The following is a 19,870-nucleotide window of genomic DNA, read 5'->3' as shown; positions in this document are numbered from 1 at the left end:
TTATAATGCAAATTTTTCTATAGCCTTTGCTACCCCTGAATTATTGTTTGTATCGGTAACAAATATAGCTACATCTTTTACAAGTTTTGAGCCATTTCCCATAGCTACACCCATGCCTGCATATTTTATCATGGATAAATCATTTTCATTATCGCCTATACACATTATCTCATCTTGCTTTATGTTATAAAACTCGGCCAAAACTTGAACAGCTTTTCCTTTTGAAACTCCCCTATGCATTATTTCAATATTATCACTGCCTGAGCTTACAATCTCAAACTCATTTAGTTCCATAAGTTCCTTTCTAGCTTTATCAATTTCCACAATATCTTTTGATATACATATGCATTTAAATACATCATCACCTTTTTCCCCTAGTGATGAATATATATCTTTGGCATCAATTAATTCCACTTTAAATTTTTCTGTTAATTTTTCATTCATTACTGCATAATTATAGTCTTTTGGAAATCCATTGGTTGCTATTATGGAATCGCTAGTATTGTAATATACTTGTAAATTGTATTTTCCAATTATATCTTGTATCTGTTTACAATTTTTTTTGCCTAGTTCAAGTTTGTAAATAATTTTTTCTTCGTCCTTTTCTCTTATATAAGCGCCATTGGAAGCTATTATAGGTGCTTTAACACCAATAAGCTCTCCATAATATTTAGCTGATGCAAAAAGCCTTCCTGTACAAACCGCTATTTTTACGCCTTTTTCATGTGCCATTTTTATTGCTTTTAAATTCTCTTCATTTATTGTTTTTTCATCATTTAGTAAAGTTCCATCCATATCAATACAAATTAGTTTACAACTCATAAATTTCATCTCCAGTTTAGCAATCAAAAAAAAGCAGCACAAAGCAGACCATAATCTCCAGTTGTTGTTTTTTCATGATGCCATAAAATAAGTAATACATATATTTATTATATCATAAGCCTATGACAGTTTATATTCTGAACACGCTGATTGATTTTATTTTAAATATCTTAAATATAATCGTAAAATTCTCTATAGAGGTAAATAATCGCCTAATCCTTTACCTTTATAAGAAGGTAAGAACCAAGCGATTATTTTTTAAAGTGTTACGCCATTTTTAAATATAGCTATTTCTCTTATGTCATTTTTTTCATTGTTAGCAAGTTGTTCACCGCTAGCAATGGAAATTACATAGTCAATAAAACGTTCTACTACTACATCCATTGTTTCATCTTCCAATAATACTCCTGCATTAAAATCTATCCAATGCTTCTTTTTATTGTATATTTCACTATTAGTAGATATCTTCACTGTTGGTACAAATGATCCAAAAGGAGTACCTCTACCTGTAGTAAATAGAACAATATGGCATCCAGCAGAAGCAAGAGCAGTGGATGCAACAAGATCATTTCCAGGTGCACTTAAAAGATTAAGACCCTTTTCTTTTAAAGTTTCTCCATACTTAAGTACATCTACAATTTCTGAAGTTCCTGATTTTTGAGTGCAACCTAGTGATTTATCTTCTAATGTAGTTATTCCTCCAGCCTTATTCCCTGGGGATGGGTTTTCATATACAGGTTGGTTATAACTCATGAAATATCTTTTAAAATCATTAATCAAATTAACTGTTTTATCAAATACCTCTAAACTTTTTGCTCTATTCATTAGAATTGTCTCTGCTCCAAACATTTCTGGCACTTCTGTAAGTACTGTTGTAGCTCCTTGCATAACTAAAAAATCAGAAAATTTTCCTAGAAGTGGATTCGCAGTTATACCAGAAAAGCCATCTGAACCACCGCATTTAAGTCCAATTTTAAGTTCAGCTAATGATACATCTTCCCTTTTATCTGCTTTCATATTTTCATAAAGTTCTTTTAATAGTTTTGTTCCTTCTTCTATCTCATCATCAACCCGTTGAGAAATTAAAGATCTTATTCTTTTCTTATTATAATCTCCCAAAGATTCAATAAAAACTTCCATAACATTATTTTCGCAGCCAAGACCTAAGACTAGTACACCACCAGCATTAGGATGTTTAACAATATCACCTAATATAGTTTTAGTATTTTCATGATCATCCCCAAGTTGAGAACAACCATAATTATGTTTGAATACATGGACATCTGAAAAAGAAGTCTCTTTAATAAAATTTTTCACTATTAAATCCGCTATACCATTTACGCAACCAACGGTAGGAACTATCCAAAGTTCATTCCTAATCCCAACAGTATTATTTTCTCTTCTGTAACCCTTAAATGTCAATTTTCTGTCTTGAAAACTGTTATTAAAATTCTTCTTATTGTACTCATAATCTTTAATACCAGTTAAATTAGTTTTGATGTTGTGTGAATGTATCCACTGACCTGCCTTAATGTTTTTAATAGCATGCCCTATAGGAAATCCATATTTAGTTATATTTCCACCTTCATCGATATCCTTAATCGCTACTTTATGCCCTTTTTTTATTACTTCATCAATTACAATTTTATTGTTATTTCCCTCTACAATGTCACCTTTACTTAAATCCATAAGTGCTACAACTACATTATCATTCTCATTTATTTTGAAAACATTTTTCATAAATACACCGCCTAACTACATTATCTCTATTTAATTTTATAATATACACATTATATTAATAAAATTGTTTTATCTTAAATTCGTGAACACGTTAACAACTCAGTTATTTAAAATATTCTATTAATTTCATTTAAATTTTCTCAACTGAAATGTTTTTTACTGAATCTCTTTTAATTAACTCAGTAGGAATGTACAATTTTTCACCAGTGAATTTTGAACTAGTAATTTGCTCTAGTAATTTTTGTGAACCAACTATACTTATTTTACTTGTTTGTTTCCTAACTGTAGTAAGAGCTGGTGTAACATATTCACAAAATATGTTATCATCAAATCCAATAATAGAAATATTTTCTGGAACTTTTAATCCTTTTTTTTGTATTGCTCTCATGGCACCAACAGCCATATCATCATTTGAACAAAATACTGCTGTTGGAATATTAGGTAATTTCAAAAGTTTTTCCATGGCACTAAATCCACTTTTAATATCATATTCACCAGGTACTAGGTATTCACTTTTAATTTTGATTTTATTATCAATAAGAGCATTAATATAACCCTCTTTTCTGAATACAGAAGATTTAAATCCTGCCTTACCCTCAATTATTGCAATGTTTTTGTGTCCATTTGAAATAAAATATTTTGTAGCCTCGTATGCTCCATCCTTCTCAGCAGAGAGTATATTGGTAATATTATCAGCCTCAATTTTCCTATTTAATACCACTAATGGAATTTCCTTACTTATAACATCATATATAAATGGATTATCACTTTCACTTTGACTCACCATTATAATACCGTCAAATCTCTCTTTAGATATATAATTAAAATTTATGCAACGATCAATCCCTCTTATTACTAAATTGTAATTCCCTTTAATTATACTACTTACCCCTTCAACTATTTCATGGAAAAAGCCTGGAGAAGTACCACTACTTATTGAAGAAAAAAGCAGCCCAATATTGTAAGACTTATTTAATACCAAGCTTTTTGCATTATAATTAGGAACATAATTCAACTCATCAGCTAGTTCTATTATTTTTTTTTTAGTTTTTTCATTTATAAAAGGACTATTGTTTAGTGCCCTTGAAACCGTTGTATGTGAAACATTTGCAATTTTAGCTATATCTTTTATGGTAATACTCACACAATCACACCCTCTAGTTAACAATCATTTACACATACAATAATATCATAATAGCCCCCTATAAACTACTATATTTATCTGTATTTCTTCTTATCTGTATAACTACATTGATTTTTATTATATATCCATTGCAAAATAATTTTGTGCATTCTTGTAACATATATTTTCAGTAATTTTTTTCAATAATTCCTCATCATTAGGGAATTCACCATTCTCAACTAAGTCCCCTAAAAATTCACATAATATTCTTCTGAAATATTCGTGTCTAGTGTAAGATAAAAAGCTTCTTGAATCTGTAAGCATTCCAATGAAACTAGATAATAGTCCAAGGTTTGCAAGTGCTTTCATCTGCTCAATCATTCCATCTTTATTATCATTAAACCACCAAGCTGCTCCAAGTTGAATTTTCCCGAAAGCTTCTTTTCCTTGAAAACATCCAATTAAAGTACCTAGCAAGTAATTATCATTTGGATTCAAGCTGTATAAAATAGTTTTTGGAAGAGATTTTGCATTTTCAAGAGAATTAAGTAATTTTGAAAGTGAATAAGAAACACTACTATCATTTATTGAATCAAAACCAGTATCTGGTCCCATTTTTTCAAGCATAGCACTGTTATTATCTCTAAATGCATTAATGTGTAATTCCATTACCCATCCTAGTTTTGTATAATTTTTACCAAGGAATTGCATTGTATATGTTCTGAATTTTGTTTCTTCTTCAATAGTAACTCCATTACCTTTTAATGCTTTACTAAATATATCTGATATTTCTTCCTTAGAAGCTTCTGCATATGGTACATAATCAAGTGCATGATCTGAGACTCTACAACCTACAGAATGGAAAAAGTTTATTCTACTTTCCAATGCAGCTAAAAATCCATCATAATTATCTACCTTTTCACTAGAAACTTCGCCTAATTTTTTAACCCAATCCACAAATGCTGACTTGTTTATTCCTAAGGCTTTATCAGGTCTAAATGCAGGGAATACTTTAACACTAAAATCATTTTCTTTTTTTAGTTTAATATGATACTCCAGTGAATCTATTGGATCATCTGTTGTACATATAGCTTTTACATTAGATTTCTTAATTATCTCTCTAACTGTGAAATCATCTTGAGCTAACAACTTATTTGCTTTTTCCCATATAACTGGTGCATTTTTTTCGTTTATAACTTCATATATTCCAAAATACCTTTGTAACTCTAAATGTGTCCAGTGATAAAGTGGGTTTCCTACTGCTGTTTCAATAGATTTTACATAGGCTATGAATTTTTCATAATCAGTAGATTCACCTGTAATGTATTTTTCATCTATTCCAAAACTTCTCATAAGTCTCCATTTATAATGGTCACCATAAAGCCAAGCTGCAGTTAAATTTTTAAATTTTTTATTATCATATATTTCCTGTGGACTTATATGGCAATGATAATCTATTATAGGCATTTTTTTTGCATACTTGTGAAATAAATTCTCCGCAGTAGCTGTTGAAAGTAAAAAATTTTCATCCATAAATTTTTTCATAAAATTCACCATTCCTCTTAAATAAATTTGTTTTGATAACGTTAACAAGTCTCTATAAATCAATTATAAACGTTTTAAAATTAATTTCAATACTTATTTTGTTCACGATAACAATTTTAATTTCATATGTATAAATTGTCAAGCTTTTTATCATTTTAAGTAGCTAAGTAAAACCATATACAATGGTATGGCAATTATTGATAATACCGTAGTCACAACTGTCATAACTGCTGCATATTCAGTATCTCCATCGTATGCTTTTGCAATAATACTTGTATTGGTCATAACTGGCATAGCTGCCTGTATTATAAATACTTTTTTCATAAGCAGTGGTATTGGAATAAACAATGTAATCATAAAAACAGTTAATGGAGATATAATAAATCTACCTGCAACTATACCAAACATATCTTTGCTTACTTTTATATCCTTAAATTTAACAGAAAAAATGCAGATTCCTATAAATAGCATTGACAGCGGTGTAGTAATATCACCCATATATTTGCATGTATCCATTATAAAATTAGGCAAATTAACTTTTAACATTACTAATACAAGTGCCACAATATATCCCAAAAGTGGCGGTGATATTATTCTCTTAATGGTATTTTTACTGAATATTTTATGATTAGTTTTTAGTTTTCCATTTTTGCTTATAAAATAAACACCGATTGTCCAAAAAAATGTTGTATTTGCTATGTAATATAGAAGTACATAAGGGATGCTTTTTTCACCAAATAAAGCAAGATTAACAGGAAGTCCAACAAAAATAGTATTTGAATTAAAAAACATGGATATAAAAAGTCCTGTATCCTCTGGTTTTGTTTTAATAAGTTTTGAAAAAATAATAGCTATAATTAAACATATACTCATAGATATCGCAGGAATCAGAATATCTTTTCCTTGGCTCACAAGTTGACTTCTATCTAAATTACCAAGTACTGTAGATATCATAAGTGCTGGCAATGCTATTGTAATTACAAGTTTAGTCAACAATTTGGATGATTCATCGCTGAACCACCCTTTTGCAGTGAGAACATATCCAATAAAAATCATAATAACAATACTTAATATACTGCCAACTGAATTTAATAATAACATTTTTCTGACTCCCTTTATCCATCTATTTATTGAGTAAATACACTAATATTTATATATAACCTATTCAGTATATTGGCTTGTTATTTTTTTCAAGGTGGCTTATTACATATTAACAATCATACCTGTTACATAGGAAACTATCCATACTATCCAAACAAAAATGCTGAATTTATAGAACTTTACTGGTATTTTTTTATTTAGAACAGCTATACTGCCTATAAGATTAAGTAACATGAGAAATAATGCTATAAATCCCAATACATCATGTATTCCATAGCTTATTTTATTACCGCCAAGTTTATACATCAAAAAGGTACCTACAACGTCAAAGATAAAACCAATACTAAAGACAATGACATGTTGCAAAAGTATAGACTTAGTTCTAAATTCCTTCCATGCGACCACAGTGTACATAATCAAAGCTAAGTTTATAAGTATTATAGAAATAACTAACATATATAACCTCCATTAAAATTATTATGTAATTAATGAAATTTTGATATCCAAAGACATTTTTCGCTCCAAGAACACTCTCCGCAAATTTCATAGGCATCCTGTAGACTTTTCAATTTATCATTAACTAAATTGAAAGCTTCTTCTATATTGACTACTTGTTCACTCGTGAGTTTAAGTTTATCTAGTAATCTCTTATCCATATTATCAACACTTTCACAATTCTTACACATGTCACTAATATTATTTTTACATGATAAACATATATTATCACAATATTCTACAATTCTTATTTTTTCCTTAGGGTTCTCTTTTATATACTTCACTATTTTCCCCATATTTTCTACAAATTCACCACTATAACCATAGCCTTGAAATCCCTGAATACATAATAAATGATGCGCTCTTATATTTAATATCTCATTATACATTTATATTCACCTTCTTCTAAATTAATCTGTAAATTAAGTTTAATTAGAACACAATTATTGTATCATTTTACAAACATTTATCCAAATTATTTGCTTATGAATTGTAATTTCTTCTTGACATAAGCAAATATAAATATTAAAATTAAACATGTATTAAACACGTTTAATTTGGAGGTGATCACTATAAAAAATAACACAAGAGAGGCACTTATTTCAGCAACAGTTTTCCTTATATCAACAAATAAAGATGCCACTAAAATTACCTCTCGTGAAATAGTTGCAGAAGCAAAAACCAATTTAGCCATGATAAACTATTGTTTTAAATCCAAAGAGGATTTAATGAATATAGCCGTACAGAGAATCATCGCCAGCCAGGCTAATAACTTTAAGGCTATAACTAATGAGGATATCACTCCAAGAGATCAACTAAAAAAAATGTTATACACTCTTTCTGATATAACCGTTTCCTATAACTATTTAACCAAAATATCAGTTCCATATATTTTATTACATGATGAAATAACTCATCCTCTAGATGTTTTGCCTATAATAAAAAAGCATTTTGGAGGTGAAAGGAGTGAAACTTACTGCAGAATTATTGCGTACCAAATGATTTCTTTTATGCAATTAGTATTTTTGCGCGCAGATGACTTTTTTAAATATAGTGGTATTGATATTTTTAATGCTAAAGAACGTAATGACTTTATAGATATGCAACTTAATTTATTTTTAGGAGATGAAAAATAATGAAAAATCAAAAGTTATTAAGATCTTGGTCCATACTATCATTTTTTATTGCCATAGCTTCTCTCATTGTAGTTGATTGGTATTTTCATGGTTATGGGTTATTAATTATGTTTATTTTTATTTCTTTTGGTTTAATATTTCACCAACTTGAAGTGATATATTTTCCAAGCTCACAGGTCAGTGACTATAAAACTTACAAAAAAAATAAGCTTCTCAAGCTTTGTTCTTTAATACTTTTTGTTATGTCACCAATGTCATTGATTTACGGTGCACAGCACTTTAACAAAATAGGCTTTGTTATATTTGTGCTCATCATTGCTTCAGGTATATTTTTGGATCAATTAGCAAGAATTCATTACTCATATTCAATAGAATAAACAGATTTCTAAGTTTCAGTTGGAGTTTATTTCTCCATCTGAAACCTAGAAATCCTTAGTAAGGCGCATAGCAACCATTATACTATACATAGAAAGATGGAAGTGTTACGGCATGGTATTCCTCGGATAAAACTAAAATATGGTGATGATTATAGTCATTAATCCCTACAATCATCGCCATATAAAATTTATTCATATATATTTCATATAATTATTCACATATTTAATTGATTTTAATAAATTGATTTATAAATTTCAAATATCTCCTGAACATTAGTATCCCTAGGATTACCTGGAGTACATGCGTCTGCAAGTGCTGATTCTGCAAGTGCATGTAAATCCTCTTCCTTAACTCCAATTTCTTTTAAAGTCTTTGGAATTTTAACATCCTCTGAAAGCTTCCTAACCGCACCTATAGCTGCTTTTCTATATTCTTCCTTTGACATATTATCTACGCCTTCTACTCCCATGTGACGAGCAATTTCTCTGTACTTCTCTCCTGTATATGCCGCATTATATTCCATAACATAGGGTAAAATTACTGCATTAGCCACTCCATGTGGAGTGCTATAAAATGCTCCAAGTGGATGTGCCATTCCATGAACTAGTCCAAGTCCTACATTACTAAATCCCATTCCTGCCACGTATTGTCCAAGTGCCATATCTTCTCTTCCTTTAGGCTCGTTGGCTACTGCACTTCTAAGTGAACGTGAAATGATCTCAATAGCTTTTAAATGTAGCGTATCTGTTAGTTCCCAAGCACCTTTTGTAATATATCCTTCAATTGCATGAGTTAAAGCATCCATTCCAGTAGCCGCTGTTAATCCCTTTGGCATTGAAGACATCATTTTTGAATCTACAACTGCTATAACTGGAATATCATGTGGATCTACACATACAAATTTTCGTTTTTTCTCTTCATCTGTTACAACGTAATTAATTGTAACTTCTGCTGCAGTCCCTGCTGTAGTTGGAACTGCTATGATAGGCACACATTTATTATTAGTCACTACTGCCCCTTCAAGGCTTCTCACATCTGAAAATTCAGGATTGTTTATAATGATTCCAATAGCTTTTGCAGTATCAATAGAAGAACCTCCACCTATTGCTATTAAATAATCTGCTCCAACTGCTTTAAACTTCTCTATTCCACTTTTCACTACATTTATAGTAGGATTGGGCTTAACTTCATCGAAAATTACAAAAGCCAAATCATTTTGTTTAAGTAAATCTGTTACATTACTAACTACATTAAATTTTATTAAATCTTTATCAGTTACTATTAGAGCTTTTTTATAACCTCTTATTTGGGCCTCTGAAACAATATTTTCAATTGCTCCAGCACCTATATAGCTTGTTTCATTTAAAACCATTCTGTTTGCCATGAAAATTCCTCTCCTCTTATAATTTATTTAATGCAATAAATTGTAAGTTTATTGCATTAAAGTATATTAAATTATTAATCTAAATAGTCTTCTGAAATGTGAACCTTAAAAGCTTTTCCTAAATCTCTAAAATTTTGAGAAGTTATTGTTTGTTTTTTTCCACCCATAGATAATACTTTTACTAATATTTCAGCTGATTTTTCCACTGTGTCCATAAGTCCAAAAGTTAAATCTAAGCTCTCACCAGCACAGAACATTCCATGATGTGCCCAAATTACTACATCATGATCATTCATTAATTTACCGGTTTCTTCTGCAATTGCAGCTCCACCTGGCACCATCCAAGGCACAATACCTATTCCACCGGGGAACACTACTGGACATTCCGTTGCCATTTCCCACAATTGTCTAGTAAATACTTTCCCATCTAGTGGTAATACAAAAGTTAAAGCTATAGTGTTTGTAGTATGTGAATGCATTATAACTCTGTATGCGCCATTTGTTTTTTCTTTTTTTATTGAGTGACTCATTAAATGTGAAGTTATTTCACTTGTTGGTCTTGCTCCATTTATAAGACCCCAAACTATTTTATAGTTTTCACCTTTTTCGTCTACTTTAATTATTCCTGCATTTTCTTCTAAGCAAACTGTCATGTTTCTTATAAATTTCCCACTTCCAGTTACTAAAAAGTAATCATTAGCTAAGTTTTTAACAGTTACTCCTATTGGAGTATATGCAGAACCTTCATTTATGAATTTCTTAGCTGCTACTGCTTCCTCCTCTGTTAATCTATAAGTTATGTTTCCACCATTTCTTTCATGCCAGCCCTTAAGCCATGCATCATTAGTGATTTTTTTAAAGTTTTGAACAAATTTTATATCTTCTATAGTCATATTTATCTCCTACTTTCTTCTTCATAGTCCGATTTTTTAATCAATTTTCATTTGTTTCTTCATTCTGAGTTCTGCATTAGATTATTTTCTCTTTGATAATTCAGTTTTTTCATAATCTTTAACATCATTAAGCCAATTTTCAGCAACTGGAACATTATTTTTTTCACAATAGTAATTCCAAATATCACCTATTGGATAAGTTTTAAACTCTTCCATTAGGGCTAGTCTTTCTGTAAAGTTCCCTGTATCTTGTAATTCTTTTAATTTTTCATTTGGAATTAACATTGCATTTAATAGTGCCTTTATCATATTTCTTGTTCCAATCGTCCATGCTGCTATTCTATTTATACTTGCATCAAAGAAATCAAGTCCAATAATTACTCTACCCAATGCATCATTTCTTACAATTTCTTTAGCTAATTCTTTAAGTTCATCGTCTAAAAGAATAACATGATCAGAATCCCATCTTACTGGTCTACTAACGTGAAGTGCAACCTTTTCATTAAATAATAACATTGCTGAGAGTTTATCTGATACAACTTCTGTTGGATGATAATGTCCTGTATCCATTAATGACATTATATTGTTTTTAGCTGCGTAACTTATATAAAATTCACTTGAACCTACAGTATAAGCCTCTGCTCCCAGTCCAAATACTTTTGATTCCACACAATCAAGATTGTACTTTTTATCTATTTCAACTTTGAATATTTCATCTAATGATTCTTTAAGTCTTCTTCTAGGTCCTAATCTATCACTTGGAATGTCTTTATAACCATCTGGAATCCAAATGTTAGTTAAACAAGTTTGTCCAAGTTCCTTACCAAAGTATTCTCCAATCTTTCTTGACGCTTTGCAATGTCTTATCCAAAAATCTCTTATTTCTTTATTAGGACTAGATAAAGTTAATCCATCTGCAGCTTTGGGATGGGAAAAAATTGTTGGATTAAAATCAAGACCTAATCCGTTTTTCTTTGCCCAATCTACCCAATTTTTAAAATGTTCTGGCTTTAATTCATCTCTTTCCACTACCTTACCATTAGTTTCAGCATATATTGCATGAAGGTTTACTTTGTGTTTTCCTGGAATTAAACTTAAAGCCTTTTCTAGGTCACGTCTTAGTTCTTCCGCATTTCTAGCTTTTCCTGGATAATTACCAGTTGCTGCTATTCCACCGGATAATTCATTCTGATTTACTTCAAAACCTTTTACATCATCACCTTGCCAGCAATGAACTGATATTTTTACCTTGTTAAGAACTTCTAAAATCTTATCTACATCAAGTCCCCATTTTTCATATTCTTTTTTAGCTACTTCATATTTTTCTTTAATATTCATTTTTACGCCCCCCATTTTATTATAAGCATTACTAATTTGCTTTAAATTGTTTAATATCAAAAGACTTTTTAATAGCTTGTCTCGCCTGTCCTAAATCTTTAAAAACATTTTGACTTATTAGTTGAGCTGCAAGATTTCCTATTGCCGTAGCTTCCACTGGACCTGCTAGTACCTCTTTTCCAGTAGCTTTAGCCACTAATTCATTTAAAAAATCATTTTGACATCCACCGCCAAAAATATTTATTCTCTTGAATTTTTTTTCAAATATCTCTTCAAGATTTGCTACGGCTTTTTTATAACAATGGGCTAAGCTATTAAAAACACACATAGCTATTTCGCCAACCTCCTGCGGCATTTTTTGATTTGTTTCCCTGCAATAATCCTTTATTTCTTCAATCATATTTTCAGGCTTTAAAAATCTATCAGCATTCACATCTACTATTGATGGAAAATCTATATTTTCTCTTGCCAGATCTACTAATTCTGAAAAAGAATATTTATCATTAAGATTTCGTCTCACCTCTTGAATTACCCAAAGCCCCATAATATTTTTTAAAAATCTATATCTATAATCTATTCCACCTTCATTAGTGAAGTTGTATTCCATAGCCTGTGGCACACAAATAGGAAATCTATTTTCAACACCCATTAGTGACCATGTTCCAGAACTTAAATAAATACTATCATTATCATTACATACTGATGATATAAAGGCGGAACCTGTATCGTGAGTTGCAGGAAGTATAACCTCCATATCAAAACCAAACTCCTTTACTAATTCTTTTCTCAAATTACCAAGACTAGTTTTAGGAAGTTTTATTTCTTGGAATATATCTTTGTTAATTCCAAGTTCTTTTAAAATTTTTGTATCCCAGGTTCTATCAAAAGAATTTACCAGTTGTGTTGATGATGCATTGGTGTATTCATTGACTTTTTTCCCTGTAAGCAAAAAGTTTAAATAATCTGGAATCATTAAAAAAGTTTTTGCTTTATTCAAAATTTCCGGATTATTTTTCTTAATGGATAATAATTGATACACAGTATTAAATCTCTGAAACTGGATGCCTGTGTATAAATACATCATATCTTTAGGAATAATCTTAAATACTTCTTCCATCATTCCTTCGGTCCTATCATCCCTGTAAGCTACTGCATTACCTAACATATCATCATTTCCATCCAGTAGCACAAAATCTACTGCCCAGGTATCTATTCCTATTGTTTTAGGTATTTTACCTATATCCTTACATTTTTTTATTCCTAATTTTATATCCCTAAACAACTGCTGAATATTCCAACAATACTCATTTCCTATTTTACTAATTCCATTTTGAAATCTATAAACTTCTTCTAATTTTAATTTTCCATTTTCTACGCTTCCCAATATATGTCTTCCACTAGAAGCCCCAATATCAATTGCTAAATAATATTCCATTGCTTACCTCCAATCTTTTGCAAACCTTTACTCTCTTCTGTATTCATCAGGGGTTTCACCTACTTGCTCTTTAAATTGCCTGTAAAAATAACTTACATTGGAATAGCCTATTTCTGTAACCACATCCATTACTGACATTTTTGTATTCTGTAATAAATATTGTGCTTGATTTATTTTTTTCTCTATTATAAGTTCCGTTAATGTCTTTCCTATAATCTTTTTAACAAGTTTACCTATATAATCAGGATTATAGCTAAAATGATCTGCCATAGCCTTTAAGGTTATCTCCTTATAGTGGCTGTTGATATAATTTAGGATTTCTGTAGATATTGTTGAATCTATTTTATAAACTAGTTCACTGGATAAATGTTTTTTATATTGCCTTAGCAACTCATTAAATAGCAACATGATATAAGCACGAATAGCCGTTTCCATTCCATTTTTTTTATCATAATATTCCATAAGTATTTGTATCATAAAATTGGATACCTTATCATTCTCCGATGTTTTAAAATGAATATATTGCTTAGACTCATTTTTACCATAAAGTGCTTGAACAATAAAATTAGAGATTAAATCATTATCTGCAATTTGACTCATAAAAATCCAATCAAAAAACTCTTTTTTAATTAATATATTGATGGCTATATCATTCTCACTAGCTGCTTCTATGCTATGTTCTACATTCATATCTAATAATAAAATTTCGCCCTTTTCTACTACTAATTTTTTTCCTTCAATTTCCTGTTTTATACTTCCTGAATAAACAAACATCATTTCCACATAATCATGTTTATGTTTTTCAAATTTAACAAATCTGTCATGTTTATGAATAGATATAACTTCTGATTCATTCATTAATTTTTCATTGTTAATTACCCATAATTCATTTTGAAATTCACTAGAAAAATGCTCTTTAAGGGTAATATTAAGTTCTTCATTTTTTTTATTGTTATATAAAATATGATACTTATTTTCCATGTCAGTTAGTTGTTTTAGTCTTTCATCAAGTTTTATAATGTTCATATTATCACCATCACTTTTTATTTTGCTATCATATTTTTATTATAGTTTATAAAACTCAGTATTAATTTATACTTGATGAAATTTCAGAACTTTTAACTGTTTTTTTCCTATTATTTAATTATGCAGAATCCCCGTAACGTTCTTCTTCGATTTTTTCAAGTGTTTTACCCGAAGTATTTGGAGCAAATGTTATGCCAACTACCGCACTAATTACAAGAAATCCAACCATACATGCTGCTGCCAATTGAAAACCAAACTTACTCATAATTGTTGGAATAGCAAAACTCCATATACCCAGTGTTACACGAACTATAAAAAACATTACGCCTTGAGCAGATGCTCTATATCGTGTTGGAAAAAGTTCACTTGCCCATAATTGATAGAATGGTTGTTGTCCAAATCCACATGAAAGTCCATATCCAATAACAAATATCAAAAGCATGCTAGGCTTCATACTTGACGATGGTAATAGGAATATTGACCATGCACCGATTGCCATTATAGAGGATACTGCAAATATCCCTCTACGACTTATTTTATCTCCGAGGCGCATAAAAATGAAATAAGTTGCAATAGCCGTACATCCAAATAACCCTGCTTGAAGTAAATTAGCATTTTGGGAGGAAACCTTACCAACCGTTTGATAGATTAATGGCATGAAGAACCCCATTGTACCTGCTGCCAAATTCCAAAATAAATATACGCCAAGTAAAAATATTATGGACTTGAGATTTACTCCTTTTAATAGATCTTTAGCAGACACTTTTTCTAGTTGTTTGCCTTGTGATAAAAGCTTTTCATCTTTATCCTTTTGAGCTTGCCAAGATGCTGATTCAGGAAGTGTTCTTCTTAAAAGCCAAGTAAACAATGCTATTACAAATAAATGTGCAAAAACTATACGGCTACCAAGTAGACCATATTTCCCTAGGACAACTGATAGGATTAATACAATAATGGGACCCGCTGACCAGGCTAACTGTGCTGTGCCACAATGTTTTGCCCTGTCTTTAGCAGGTGCACCTTCTGCAATAGTAGTCCAAGATGCAGGAATATCCGCACCAACTGCAAGTCCTACAATAATATATCCACCAAATAGCATTGGAAAGTTTTGAGCAAAAATAATTAATAACATACCTAGCATATAAAATATCATATCGTAAGTGTAGACTAATTTACGTCCATATTTATCACAAATATAACCTCCAATTAATGCTCCGATAGCTGCTGAAATAGCATTTGAACTAAGAGCACTTAACAAACCAAGTTTCATATCGCCCATATGAAGATAGGCCGTCCAAAGTGATAAACCTGCTGCTCCAGCAACAATAGAACCAGCATCAATATAATTTGCCATAGAAGCTGCAATGGTGGTTTTCCAAACTGATGTTTTTACTTGCTTATTACTCATTTATTATTCCTCCTTTAAATGCAAAATTAGTTTTGAAGTTTAATGAAGTTATTTTAATCTAAATGAAATACTTCTTTTAACTCAATGGAAACTGGACTATTATCTTCATTTGTTTCCATAACATCTTTCATATATTTCCACCATTTTTGACATATTTCTGTTTCGTCGCTTTTACTCCATAATTCTTCATCTTCAATTTCTAAATAAGCAAATAAGCTGTTTGTTTCTGAATCTAAAAAAATCGAATAATTTTTTGCACCATATTGATGTAACATCTTCACCATTTCCGGCCAAATTTCATTATGACGTTTTTTATATTCATCATGTAAACCACTAAATACTTTCATTACAATACATTTACGAACCATTTTAGAATCCCCCTTTATATGATTTTACATTTATTACATTTGTATACGTTTGCTGTATACGTTTTTATTTGCTATATATACATTGTAGCTTTATCTATATGTACATTCATTAACCTTAAAAGTGCTTATAACTATCCAAATCAGTTCTCAGATAATAAAAAAAGATTATATCAAAGTAAACTTACTTTAATATAATCTCTTTATTTTTAATTTTTAGATGTTGCTTGAATTTTTTTCATTAAAAAATCATTTTAAAAAATACTGATGCAACTATACCTCCACAGATAGGCCCAACTACTGGTATCCATGCATAGCCCCAGTTAGAACCTTGTTTATTTTTAATTGGGAGAAATGCATGTGCTATTCTTGGTCCTAAATCTCTTGCTGGATTAATTGCATAACCTGTTGTGCCACCTAAGGATAAACCGATTACTAAAATGATACCCCCTACAACAAACCCTCCAACTCCATCTGCAAATTTAGTATTTGCAAAGCCTAAAAGTGTAAACACTAATATAAAGGTCCCAATAAATTCAGAAACAAAGTTTTGGAATGTATCTTTTATAGCTGGTGATGTGCAAAATACATCTCTTTTAGCATCTGCATCATCTGTAGCATCAAAATGATTTTTATAATGTAAATAGACTAAACAGGCGCCTACTATTCCACCTAATATCTGTGCAATAATATATCCTGGAACTTTAGCCCAAGAAAATTTTCCTATTACAGCTAATGCTAAAGTCAAAGCTGGATTAAAGCTAGCTCCTGATATTGGACCAAAAATAAATGCTGGAATTGCCACAGCTAGAGCCCACCCAACTGCTATAACTATAAGCCCACTATTATTCCCTTTAGTTTTATTAAGTACTACATTTGCTACTACTCCATCCCCTAATAAAATTAATATGGCTGTTCCTAAAAATTCGGCTAAATAAGCTGACATTTAATAACCTCCCTAAGATAATAATTCAAAAATGCCACTGATATTTTCACCATGTCTTATTCTTCCCAATTCATAGATTTGTCAATTGCCTTATGCCATCCATAAAGTAATCCTTTACGTTTTTCTTCTTCCATATTTGATGTAAAAGATCTTGATAAAGCCCAATTACTACATATATCTTCTTTATCCTTCCAATATCCAACAGCTAGTCCTGCCAGGTATGCTGCCCCAAGCGCTGTAGTTTCAATTATTTCTGGCCTGTCAACTTGTACTCCTAGTATATCTGTTTGAAATTGCATTAAGAAGTTATTTGCACAGGCTCCACCATCAACTTTTAAAGCTTTAAGTTCAATTTCAGAATCCTCTTGCATAGCTTTTAAAACGTCATTAGTTTGATATGCCAGCGATTCTAAAGTTGCACGAATTAGATGCTCTTTTTTTGCTCCCCTTGTTAATCCAAAAATTGCCCCCCTTGCATATGGGTCCCAGTATGGTGCTCCAAGTCCTACAAATGCAGGAACAACGTAAACTCCATTAGTGTCTTCAACTGCTGTTGCATATCTCTCGGAATCGGCTGCATTATCAAACATTCTTAGTTCATCTCTTAGCCATTGAATTGCCGCTCCAGCGATAAATACACTACCTTCAAGTGCATATTCAACCTTTCCATTAATTCCCCATGCAATAGTAGTCAATAATCCATTTTTTGATTCTACAGCCTTGTCTCCAGTATTCATTAGAAGAAAAGCTCCAGTTCCATATGTGTTTTTAGCAGTTCCCGGTTCATAGCAACATTGTCCAAATAAAGCAGCTTGTTGATCTCCAGCAGCTCCAGCTATTGGTATCTCTGCTCCAAATAAAGCTGAATCAGTTTTGCCATAAACACAACTTGATGGTTTAACCTCTGGGAGCATGGACAATGGTATATTTAATTCTTCTAAAATTTCTTCATCCCATTTTAATTCATGAATGTTAAACAACATAGTTCTTGAGGCGTTAGAATAATCAGTTACATATGTTTTTCCCTTAGTCAAGTTCCAGATTAGCCAGGTGTCAACAGTTCCAAATAACAGGTTACCTTTTTCAGCATTTTCTCTTGCACCTTCTACATTATCAAGTATCCATTTAACCTTTGTTCCTGAAAAATATGCATCAAGAATTAATCCAGTTTTTTCTTTTACAACTTTATCAAAACCTTTGGCTTTAAGATCATCACACATATTGGCCGTCCTTCTACATTGCCATACTATAGCATTGTAAACAGGAATTCCTGTTCTTTTATCCCATACAATTGTAGTTTCCCTTTGATTTGTTATGCCCACAGCAACAATATCTGTTGCCGTGGCACCAACTTTTGCCATTGCTTCTATTGCAACTGAAAATTGTGATGCCCATATTTCTATTGGATTATGCTCTACCCAGCCAGCACTAGGATAAATCTGAGTAAATTCCTTTTGTGCTGAACTTTCAATAAGTCCTTTCTTGTTAAATAAAATACACCTTGAACTAGTTGTTCCTTGATCTAATGCCATTACATACTTACTCATTTTAATACGCCTCCACTTTATATTGAAATCGATTACTTTGTAAACATAAAAAAGGTCGAGCAAAATAAAGTGTAAAACTCTATTTCTCCCGGCTCTCTTTTCTCCAGCCTATAATAAATTATTTAATTATCTAAATCCCAAAGTTCATGTGCTGTTGTAGATACCGCCATAGCACCCGAGCTTATGGACTCCATTATTTCTTTTTTTGTGCTTATTAATCCCCCTGCAATTATAGGAAGATGTATCTCCTTTTCAAGAGACCTTATTATCTTACTTGCTATGCCTGGCATAACCTCAACTGCATTAGGTGAAACTGCATGTATATTCTTTATACCTGTTATAAGTGATAAAGAATCTATAACAAATATTCTCTGAATAGTATAAAGACCTAAATTATGCGCATGCTTAATGTTATTTTGTCTTGTGGTAATTATTCCAAAAGGCTCTACTTGTTCCTTAATAAATTCAATACCTTTTTGATCATTTTTTAATCCATCTATCATGTCTACGTGAACAAATACAACTTTACCAGCCTTTTTTAAAGAACTACATATATCTTTCACACTTGTAATTGATCCATAAAGTATAAATACAATTTTAATTTTACTTATATTTATTTTCTGCAAGTCATCATCATTTCTAATAGCACCCACTACTGGATTCTCTATTAAAAGTTGTTCAAAGGAAAAAGCATCCATTCTATTGCCTCCGACTTTATATTTAGCACAATAAAAGCGTGTCCCGAATACATTATTGCATATTAGAATTTTATAGTCAATATTACCACAAAACAGTGATATTTAATTTACATTTTGTCATAATCACTTTTGAATACTCTTAGTTGCAATAAAATTCACACCTGTATTAGCAACATTTTTTAAAATTATGTCCTTCATATTTATTGGTGCACTTACCTTTATTCCTTTCAGAGCGGTTATACATTCTTTAATTTTGTTTTTTGGAACATCACTTTCAGTTTTAACTGGAAGCATAATTCCTTCTCTACCAATAACTTCTACTGTAGATGTCAAAATTCTTGTAGGATTAGTACACTCTTTTTTCCCATATACTTCTCCTATTTTACAACTATTTCCTGTTATTTTCACATTATTCCTATCAATGATTTCAGCGGAAAGAGCACATCCCTTTGGACAGCCTATGCAAGTTAATTCTCTCTTCTCCATAAAT

Annotated in this window: 20 protein-coding genes; 2 read left to right on the top strand and 18 right to left on the bottom strand. The window is 30.9% G+C overall.

Annotated features, from left to right (window positions below; genetic code table 11):
• The 7 genes from BR66_RS0116810 to BR66_RS0116780 all read right to left on the bottom strand — a co-directional run bounded on the left by BR66_RS0116810 (nt 1) and on the right by BR66_RS0116780 (nt 7,215).
• On the bottom strand, nt 1–822 hold the full coding sequence (locus BR66_RS0116810; RefSeq protein ID WP_026883937.1) for a Cof-type HAD-IIB family hydrolase: 822 nt from the start codon (nt 820–822) through the stop codon (nt 1–3).
• 258 nt (nt 823–1,080) lie between these two features.
• Complete coding sequence (locus BR66_RS0116805) at nt 1,081–2,562, bottom strand: UxaA family hydrolase (RefSeq protein WP_026883936.1); 1,482 nt, start codon at nt 2,560–2,562, stop codon at nt 1,081–1,083.
• Between the two features lie 130 nt (nt 2,563–2,692).
• The gene (locus tag BR66_RS0116800) at nt 2,693–3,706 is read right to left on the bottom strand and encodes a LacI family DNA-binding transcriptional regulator (protein ID WP_026883935.1); all 1,014 of its coding nucleotides are present in this window, start codon (nt 3,704–3,706) and stop codon (nt 2,693–2,695) included.
• A 117-nt stretch (nt 3,707–3,823) separates the two neighbouring features.
• On the bottom strand, nt 3,824–5,230 hold the full coding sequence (gene uxaC, locus BR66_RS0116795; protein ID WP_026883934.1) for a glucuronate isomerase: 1,407 nt from the start codon (nt 5,228–5,230) through the stop codon (nt 3,824–3,826).
• A gap of 150 nt (nt 5,231–5,380) precedes the next feature.
• Complete coding sequence (locus BR66_RS0116790; RefSeq protein WP_026883933.1) at nt 5,381–6,331, bottom strand: AEC family transporter; 951 nt, start codon at nt 6,329–6,331, stop codon at nt 5,381–5,383.
• Nucleotides 6,332–6,433: 102 nt separating this feature from the next.
• Nucleotides 6,434–6,787, bottom strand: a complete 354-nt coding sequence (locus BR66_RS0116785) for an HsmA family protein (RefSeq protein ID WP_026883932.1) — start codon at nt 6,785–6,787, stop codon at nt 6,434–6,436.
• A gap of 29 nt (nt 6,788–6,816) precedes the next feature.
• On the bottom strand, nt 6,817–7,215 hold the full coding sequence (locus BR66_RS0116780; RefSeq protein ID WP_026883931.1) for a DUF1284 domain-containing protein: 399 nt from the start codon (nt 7,213–7,215) through the stop codon (nt 6,817–6,819).
• Nucleotides 7,216–7,389: 174 nt separating this feature from the next.
• On the opposite strand from BR66_RS0116780, the gene BR66_RS0116775 reads away from it, so the two are divergent.
• Both BR66_RS0116775 and BR66_RS0116770 read left to right on the top strand, forming a co-directional pair.
• On the top strand, nt 7,390–7,962 hold the full coding sequence (locus BR66_RS0116775; RefSeq protein ID WP_051624280.1) for a TetR/AcrR family transcriptional regulator: 573 nt from the start codon (nt 7,390–7,392) through the stop codon (nt 7,960–7,962).
• Nucleotides 7,962–8,339, top strand: a complete 378-nt coding sequence (locus BR66_RS0116770; protein WP_026883929.1) for a hypothetical protein — start codon at nt 7,962–7,964, stop codon at nt 8,337–8,339. The genes BR66_RS0116775 and BR66_RS0116770 overlap by 1 nt, the downstream gene beginning before the upstream one ends.
• A gap of 233 nt (nt 8,340–8,572) precedes the next feature.
• Here BR66_RS0116770 and fucO read toward each other — a convergent pair whose 3' ends face one another.
• The 11 genes from fucO to BR66_RS0116715 all read right to left on the bottom strand — a co-directional run bounded on the left by fucO (nt 8,573) and on the right by BR66_RS0116715 (nt 19,866).
• Nucleotides 8,573–9,724: a lactaldehyde reductase gene (gene fucO, locus BR66_RS0116765; protein ID WP_026883928.1), complete on the bottom strand. Its 1,152-nt coding sequence runs from the start codon at nt 9,722–9,724 to the stop codon at nt 8,573–8,575.
• A gap of 74 nt (nt 9,725–9,798) precedes the next feature.
• On the bottom strand, nt 9,799–10,617 hold the full coding sequence (gene rhaD, locus BR66_RS0116760) for a rhamnulose-1-phosphate aldolase (protein ID WP_026883927.1): 819 nt from the start codon (nt 10,615–10,617) through the stop codon (nt 9,799–9,801).
• An 81-nt stretch (nt 10,618–10,698) separates the two neighbouring features.
• A complete protein-coding gene (gene rhaA / locus BR66_RS0116755; RefSeq protein WP_026883926.1) occupies nt 10,699–11,955 on the bottom strand; it encodes an L-rhamnose isomerase in 1,257 nt (418 codons plus the stop codon).
• 31 nt (nt 11,956–11,986) lie between these two features.
• Nucleotides 11,987–13,390: a rhamnulokinase gene (gene rhaB / locus BR66_RS0116750; protein WP_026883925.1), complete on the bottom strand. Its 1,404-nt coding sequence runs from the start codon at nt 13,388–13,390 to the stop codon at nt 11,987–11,989.
• Nucleotides 13,391–13,417: 27 nt separating this feature from the next.
• Entirely contained in the window at nt 13,418–14,416 is a 999-nt protein-coding gene (locus tag BR66_RS0116745) for an AraC family transcriptional regulator (RefSeq protein WP_026883924.1), read from the bottom strand.
• Between the two features lie 118 nt (nt 14,417–14,534).
• Complete coding sequence (locus BR66_RS0116740) at nt 14,535–15,824, bottom strand: MFS transporter (RefSeq protein WP_026883923.1); 1,290 nt, start codon at nt 15,822–15,824, stop codon at nt 14,535–14,537.
• 53 nt (nt 15,825–15,877) lie between these two features.
• Nucleotides 15,878–16,192, bottom strand: coding sequence for an L-rhamnose mutarotase (gene rhaM / locus BR66_RS0116735; protein WP_026883922.1), 315 nt, complete (start codon nt 16,190–16,192; stop codon nt 15,878–15,880).
• Nucleotides 16,193–16,430: 238 nt separating this feature from the next.
• Entirely contained in the window at nt 16,431–17,135 is a 705-nt protein-coding gene (locus tag BR66_RS0116730; protein WP_026883921.1) for an MIP/aquaporin family protein, read from the bottom strand.
• A gap of 56 nt (nt 17,136–17,191) precedes the next feature.
• Nucleotides 17,192–18,682 (bottom strand): glycerol kinase GlpK, encoded by a 1,491-nt coding sequence (gene glpK, locus BR66_RS0116725; RefSeq protein ID WP_026883920.1) that lies wholly within the window; start codon nt 18,680–18,682, stop codon nt 17,192–17,194.
• Nucleotides 18,683–18,804: 122 nt separating this feature from the next.
• The gene (locus BR66_RS0116720; protein ID WP_026883919.1) at nt 18,805–19,380 is read right to left on the bottom strand and encodes a glycerol-3-phosphate responsive antiterminator; all 576 of its coding nucleotides are present in this window, start codon (nt 19,378–19,380) and stop codon (nt 18,805–18,807) included.
• 123 nt (nt 19,381–19,503) lie between these two features.
• On the bottom strand, nt 19,504–19,866 hold the full coding sequence (locus BR66_RS0116715) for a DUF1667 domain-containing protein (RefSeq protein WP_026883918.1): 363 nt from the start codon (nt 19,864–19,866) through the stop codon (nt 19,504–19,506).
• Between the last annotated feature and the right edge of the window lie 4 nt (nt 19,867–19,870).

The organism is Clostridium akagii DSM 12554, assembly GCF_000686725.1.
Classification (GTDB): Bacteria; Bacillota; Clostridia; order Clostridiales; family Clostridiaceae; genus Clostridium_I; species Clostridium_I akagii.
Note: the sequence above shows the minus strand (reverse complement) of the source record. Positions and strands in the feature narration are given on the sequence as shown.

Coding starts and splice junctions, on each gene's coding strand:
- BR66_RS0116810 (WP_026883937.1), bottom strand. CDS start 822: ATGAGTTGTAAACTAATTTGTATTGATATGGATGGAACTTTACTAAAT.
- BR66_RS0116805 (WP_026883936.1), bottom strand. CDS start 2,562: ATGAAAAATGTTTTCAAAATAAATGAGAATGATAATGTAGTTGTAGCA.
- uxaC (WP_026883934.1), bottom strand. CDS start 5,230: ATGAAAAAATTTATGGATGAAAATTTTTTACTTTCAACAGCTACTGCG.
- BR66_RS0116790 (WP_026883933.1), bottom strand. CDS start 6,331: ATGTTATTATTAAATTCAGTTGGCAGTATATTAAGTATTGTTATTATG.
- BR66_RS0116785 (WP_026883932.1), bottom strand. CDS start 6,787: ATGTTAGTTATTTCTATAATACTTATAAACTTAGCTTTGATTATGTAC.
- BR66_RS0116780 (WP_026883931.1), bottom strand. CDS start 7,215: ATGTATAATGAGATATTAAATATAAGAGCGCATCATTTATTATGTATT.
- BR66_RS0116770 (WP_026883929.1), top strand. CDS start 7,962: ATGAAAAATCAAAAGTTATTAAGATCTTGGTCCATACTATCATTTTTT.
- fucO (WP_026883928.1), bottom strand. CDS start 9,724: ATGGCAAACAGAATGGTTTTAAATGAAACAAGCTATATAGGTGCTGGA.
- rhaD (WP_026883927.1), bottom strand. CDS start 10,617: ATGACTATAGAAGATATAAAATTTGTTCAAAACTTTAAAAAAATCACT.
- rhaA (WP_026883926.1), bottom strand. CDS start 11,955: ATGAATATTAAAGAAAAATATGAAGTAGCTAAAAAAGAATATGAAAAA.
- rhaB (WP_026883925.1), bottom strand. CDS start 13,390: ATGGAATATTATTTAGCAATTGATATTGGGGCTTCTAGTGGAAGACAT.
- BR66_RS0116745 (WP_026883924.1), bottom strand. CDS start 14,416: ATGAACATTATAAAACTTGATGAAAGACTAAAACAACTAACTGACATG.
- BR66_RS0116740 (WP_026883923.1), bottom strand. CDS start 15,824: ATGAGTAATAAGCAAGTAAAAACATCAGTTTGGAAAACCACCATTGCA.
- rhaM (WP_026883922.1), bottom strand. CDS start 16,192: ATGGTTCGTAAATGTATTGTAATGAAAGTATTTAGTGGTTTACATGAT.
- BR66_RS0116730 (WP_026883921.1), bottom strand. CDS start 17,135: ATGTCAGCTTATTTAGCCGAATTTTTAGGAACAGCCATATTAATTTTA.
- glpK (WP_026883920.1), bottom strand. CDS start 18,682: ATGAGTAAGTATGTAATGGCATTAGATCAAGGAACAACTAGTTCAAGG.
- BR66_RS0116720 (WP_026883919.1), bottom strand. CDS start 19,380: ATGGATGCTTTTTCCTTTGAACAACTTTTAATAGAGAATCCAGTAGTG.
- BR66_RS0116715 (WP_026883918.1), bottom strand. CDS start 19,866: ATGGAGAAGAGAGAATTAACTTGCATAGGCTGTCCAAAGGGATGTGCT.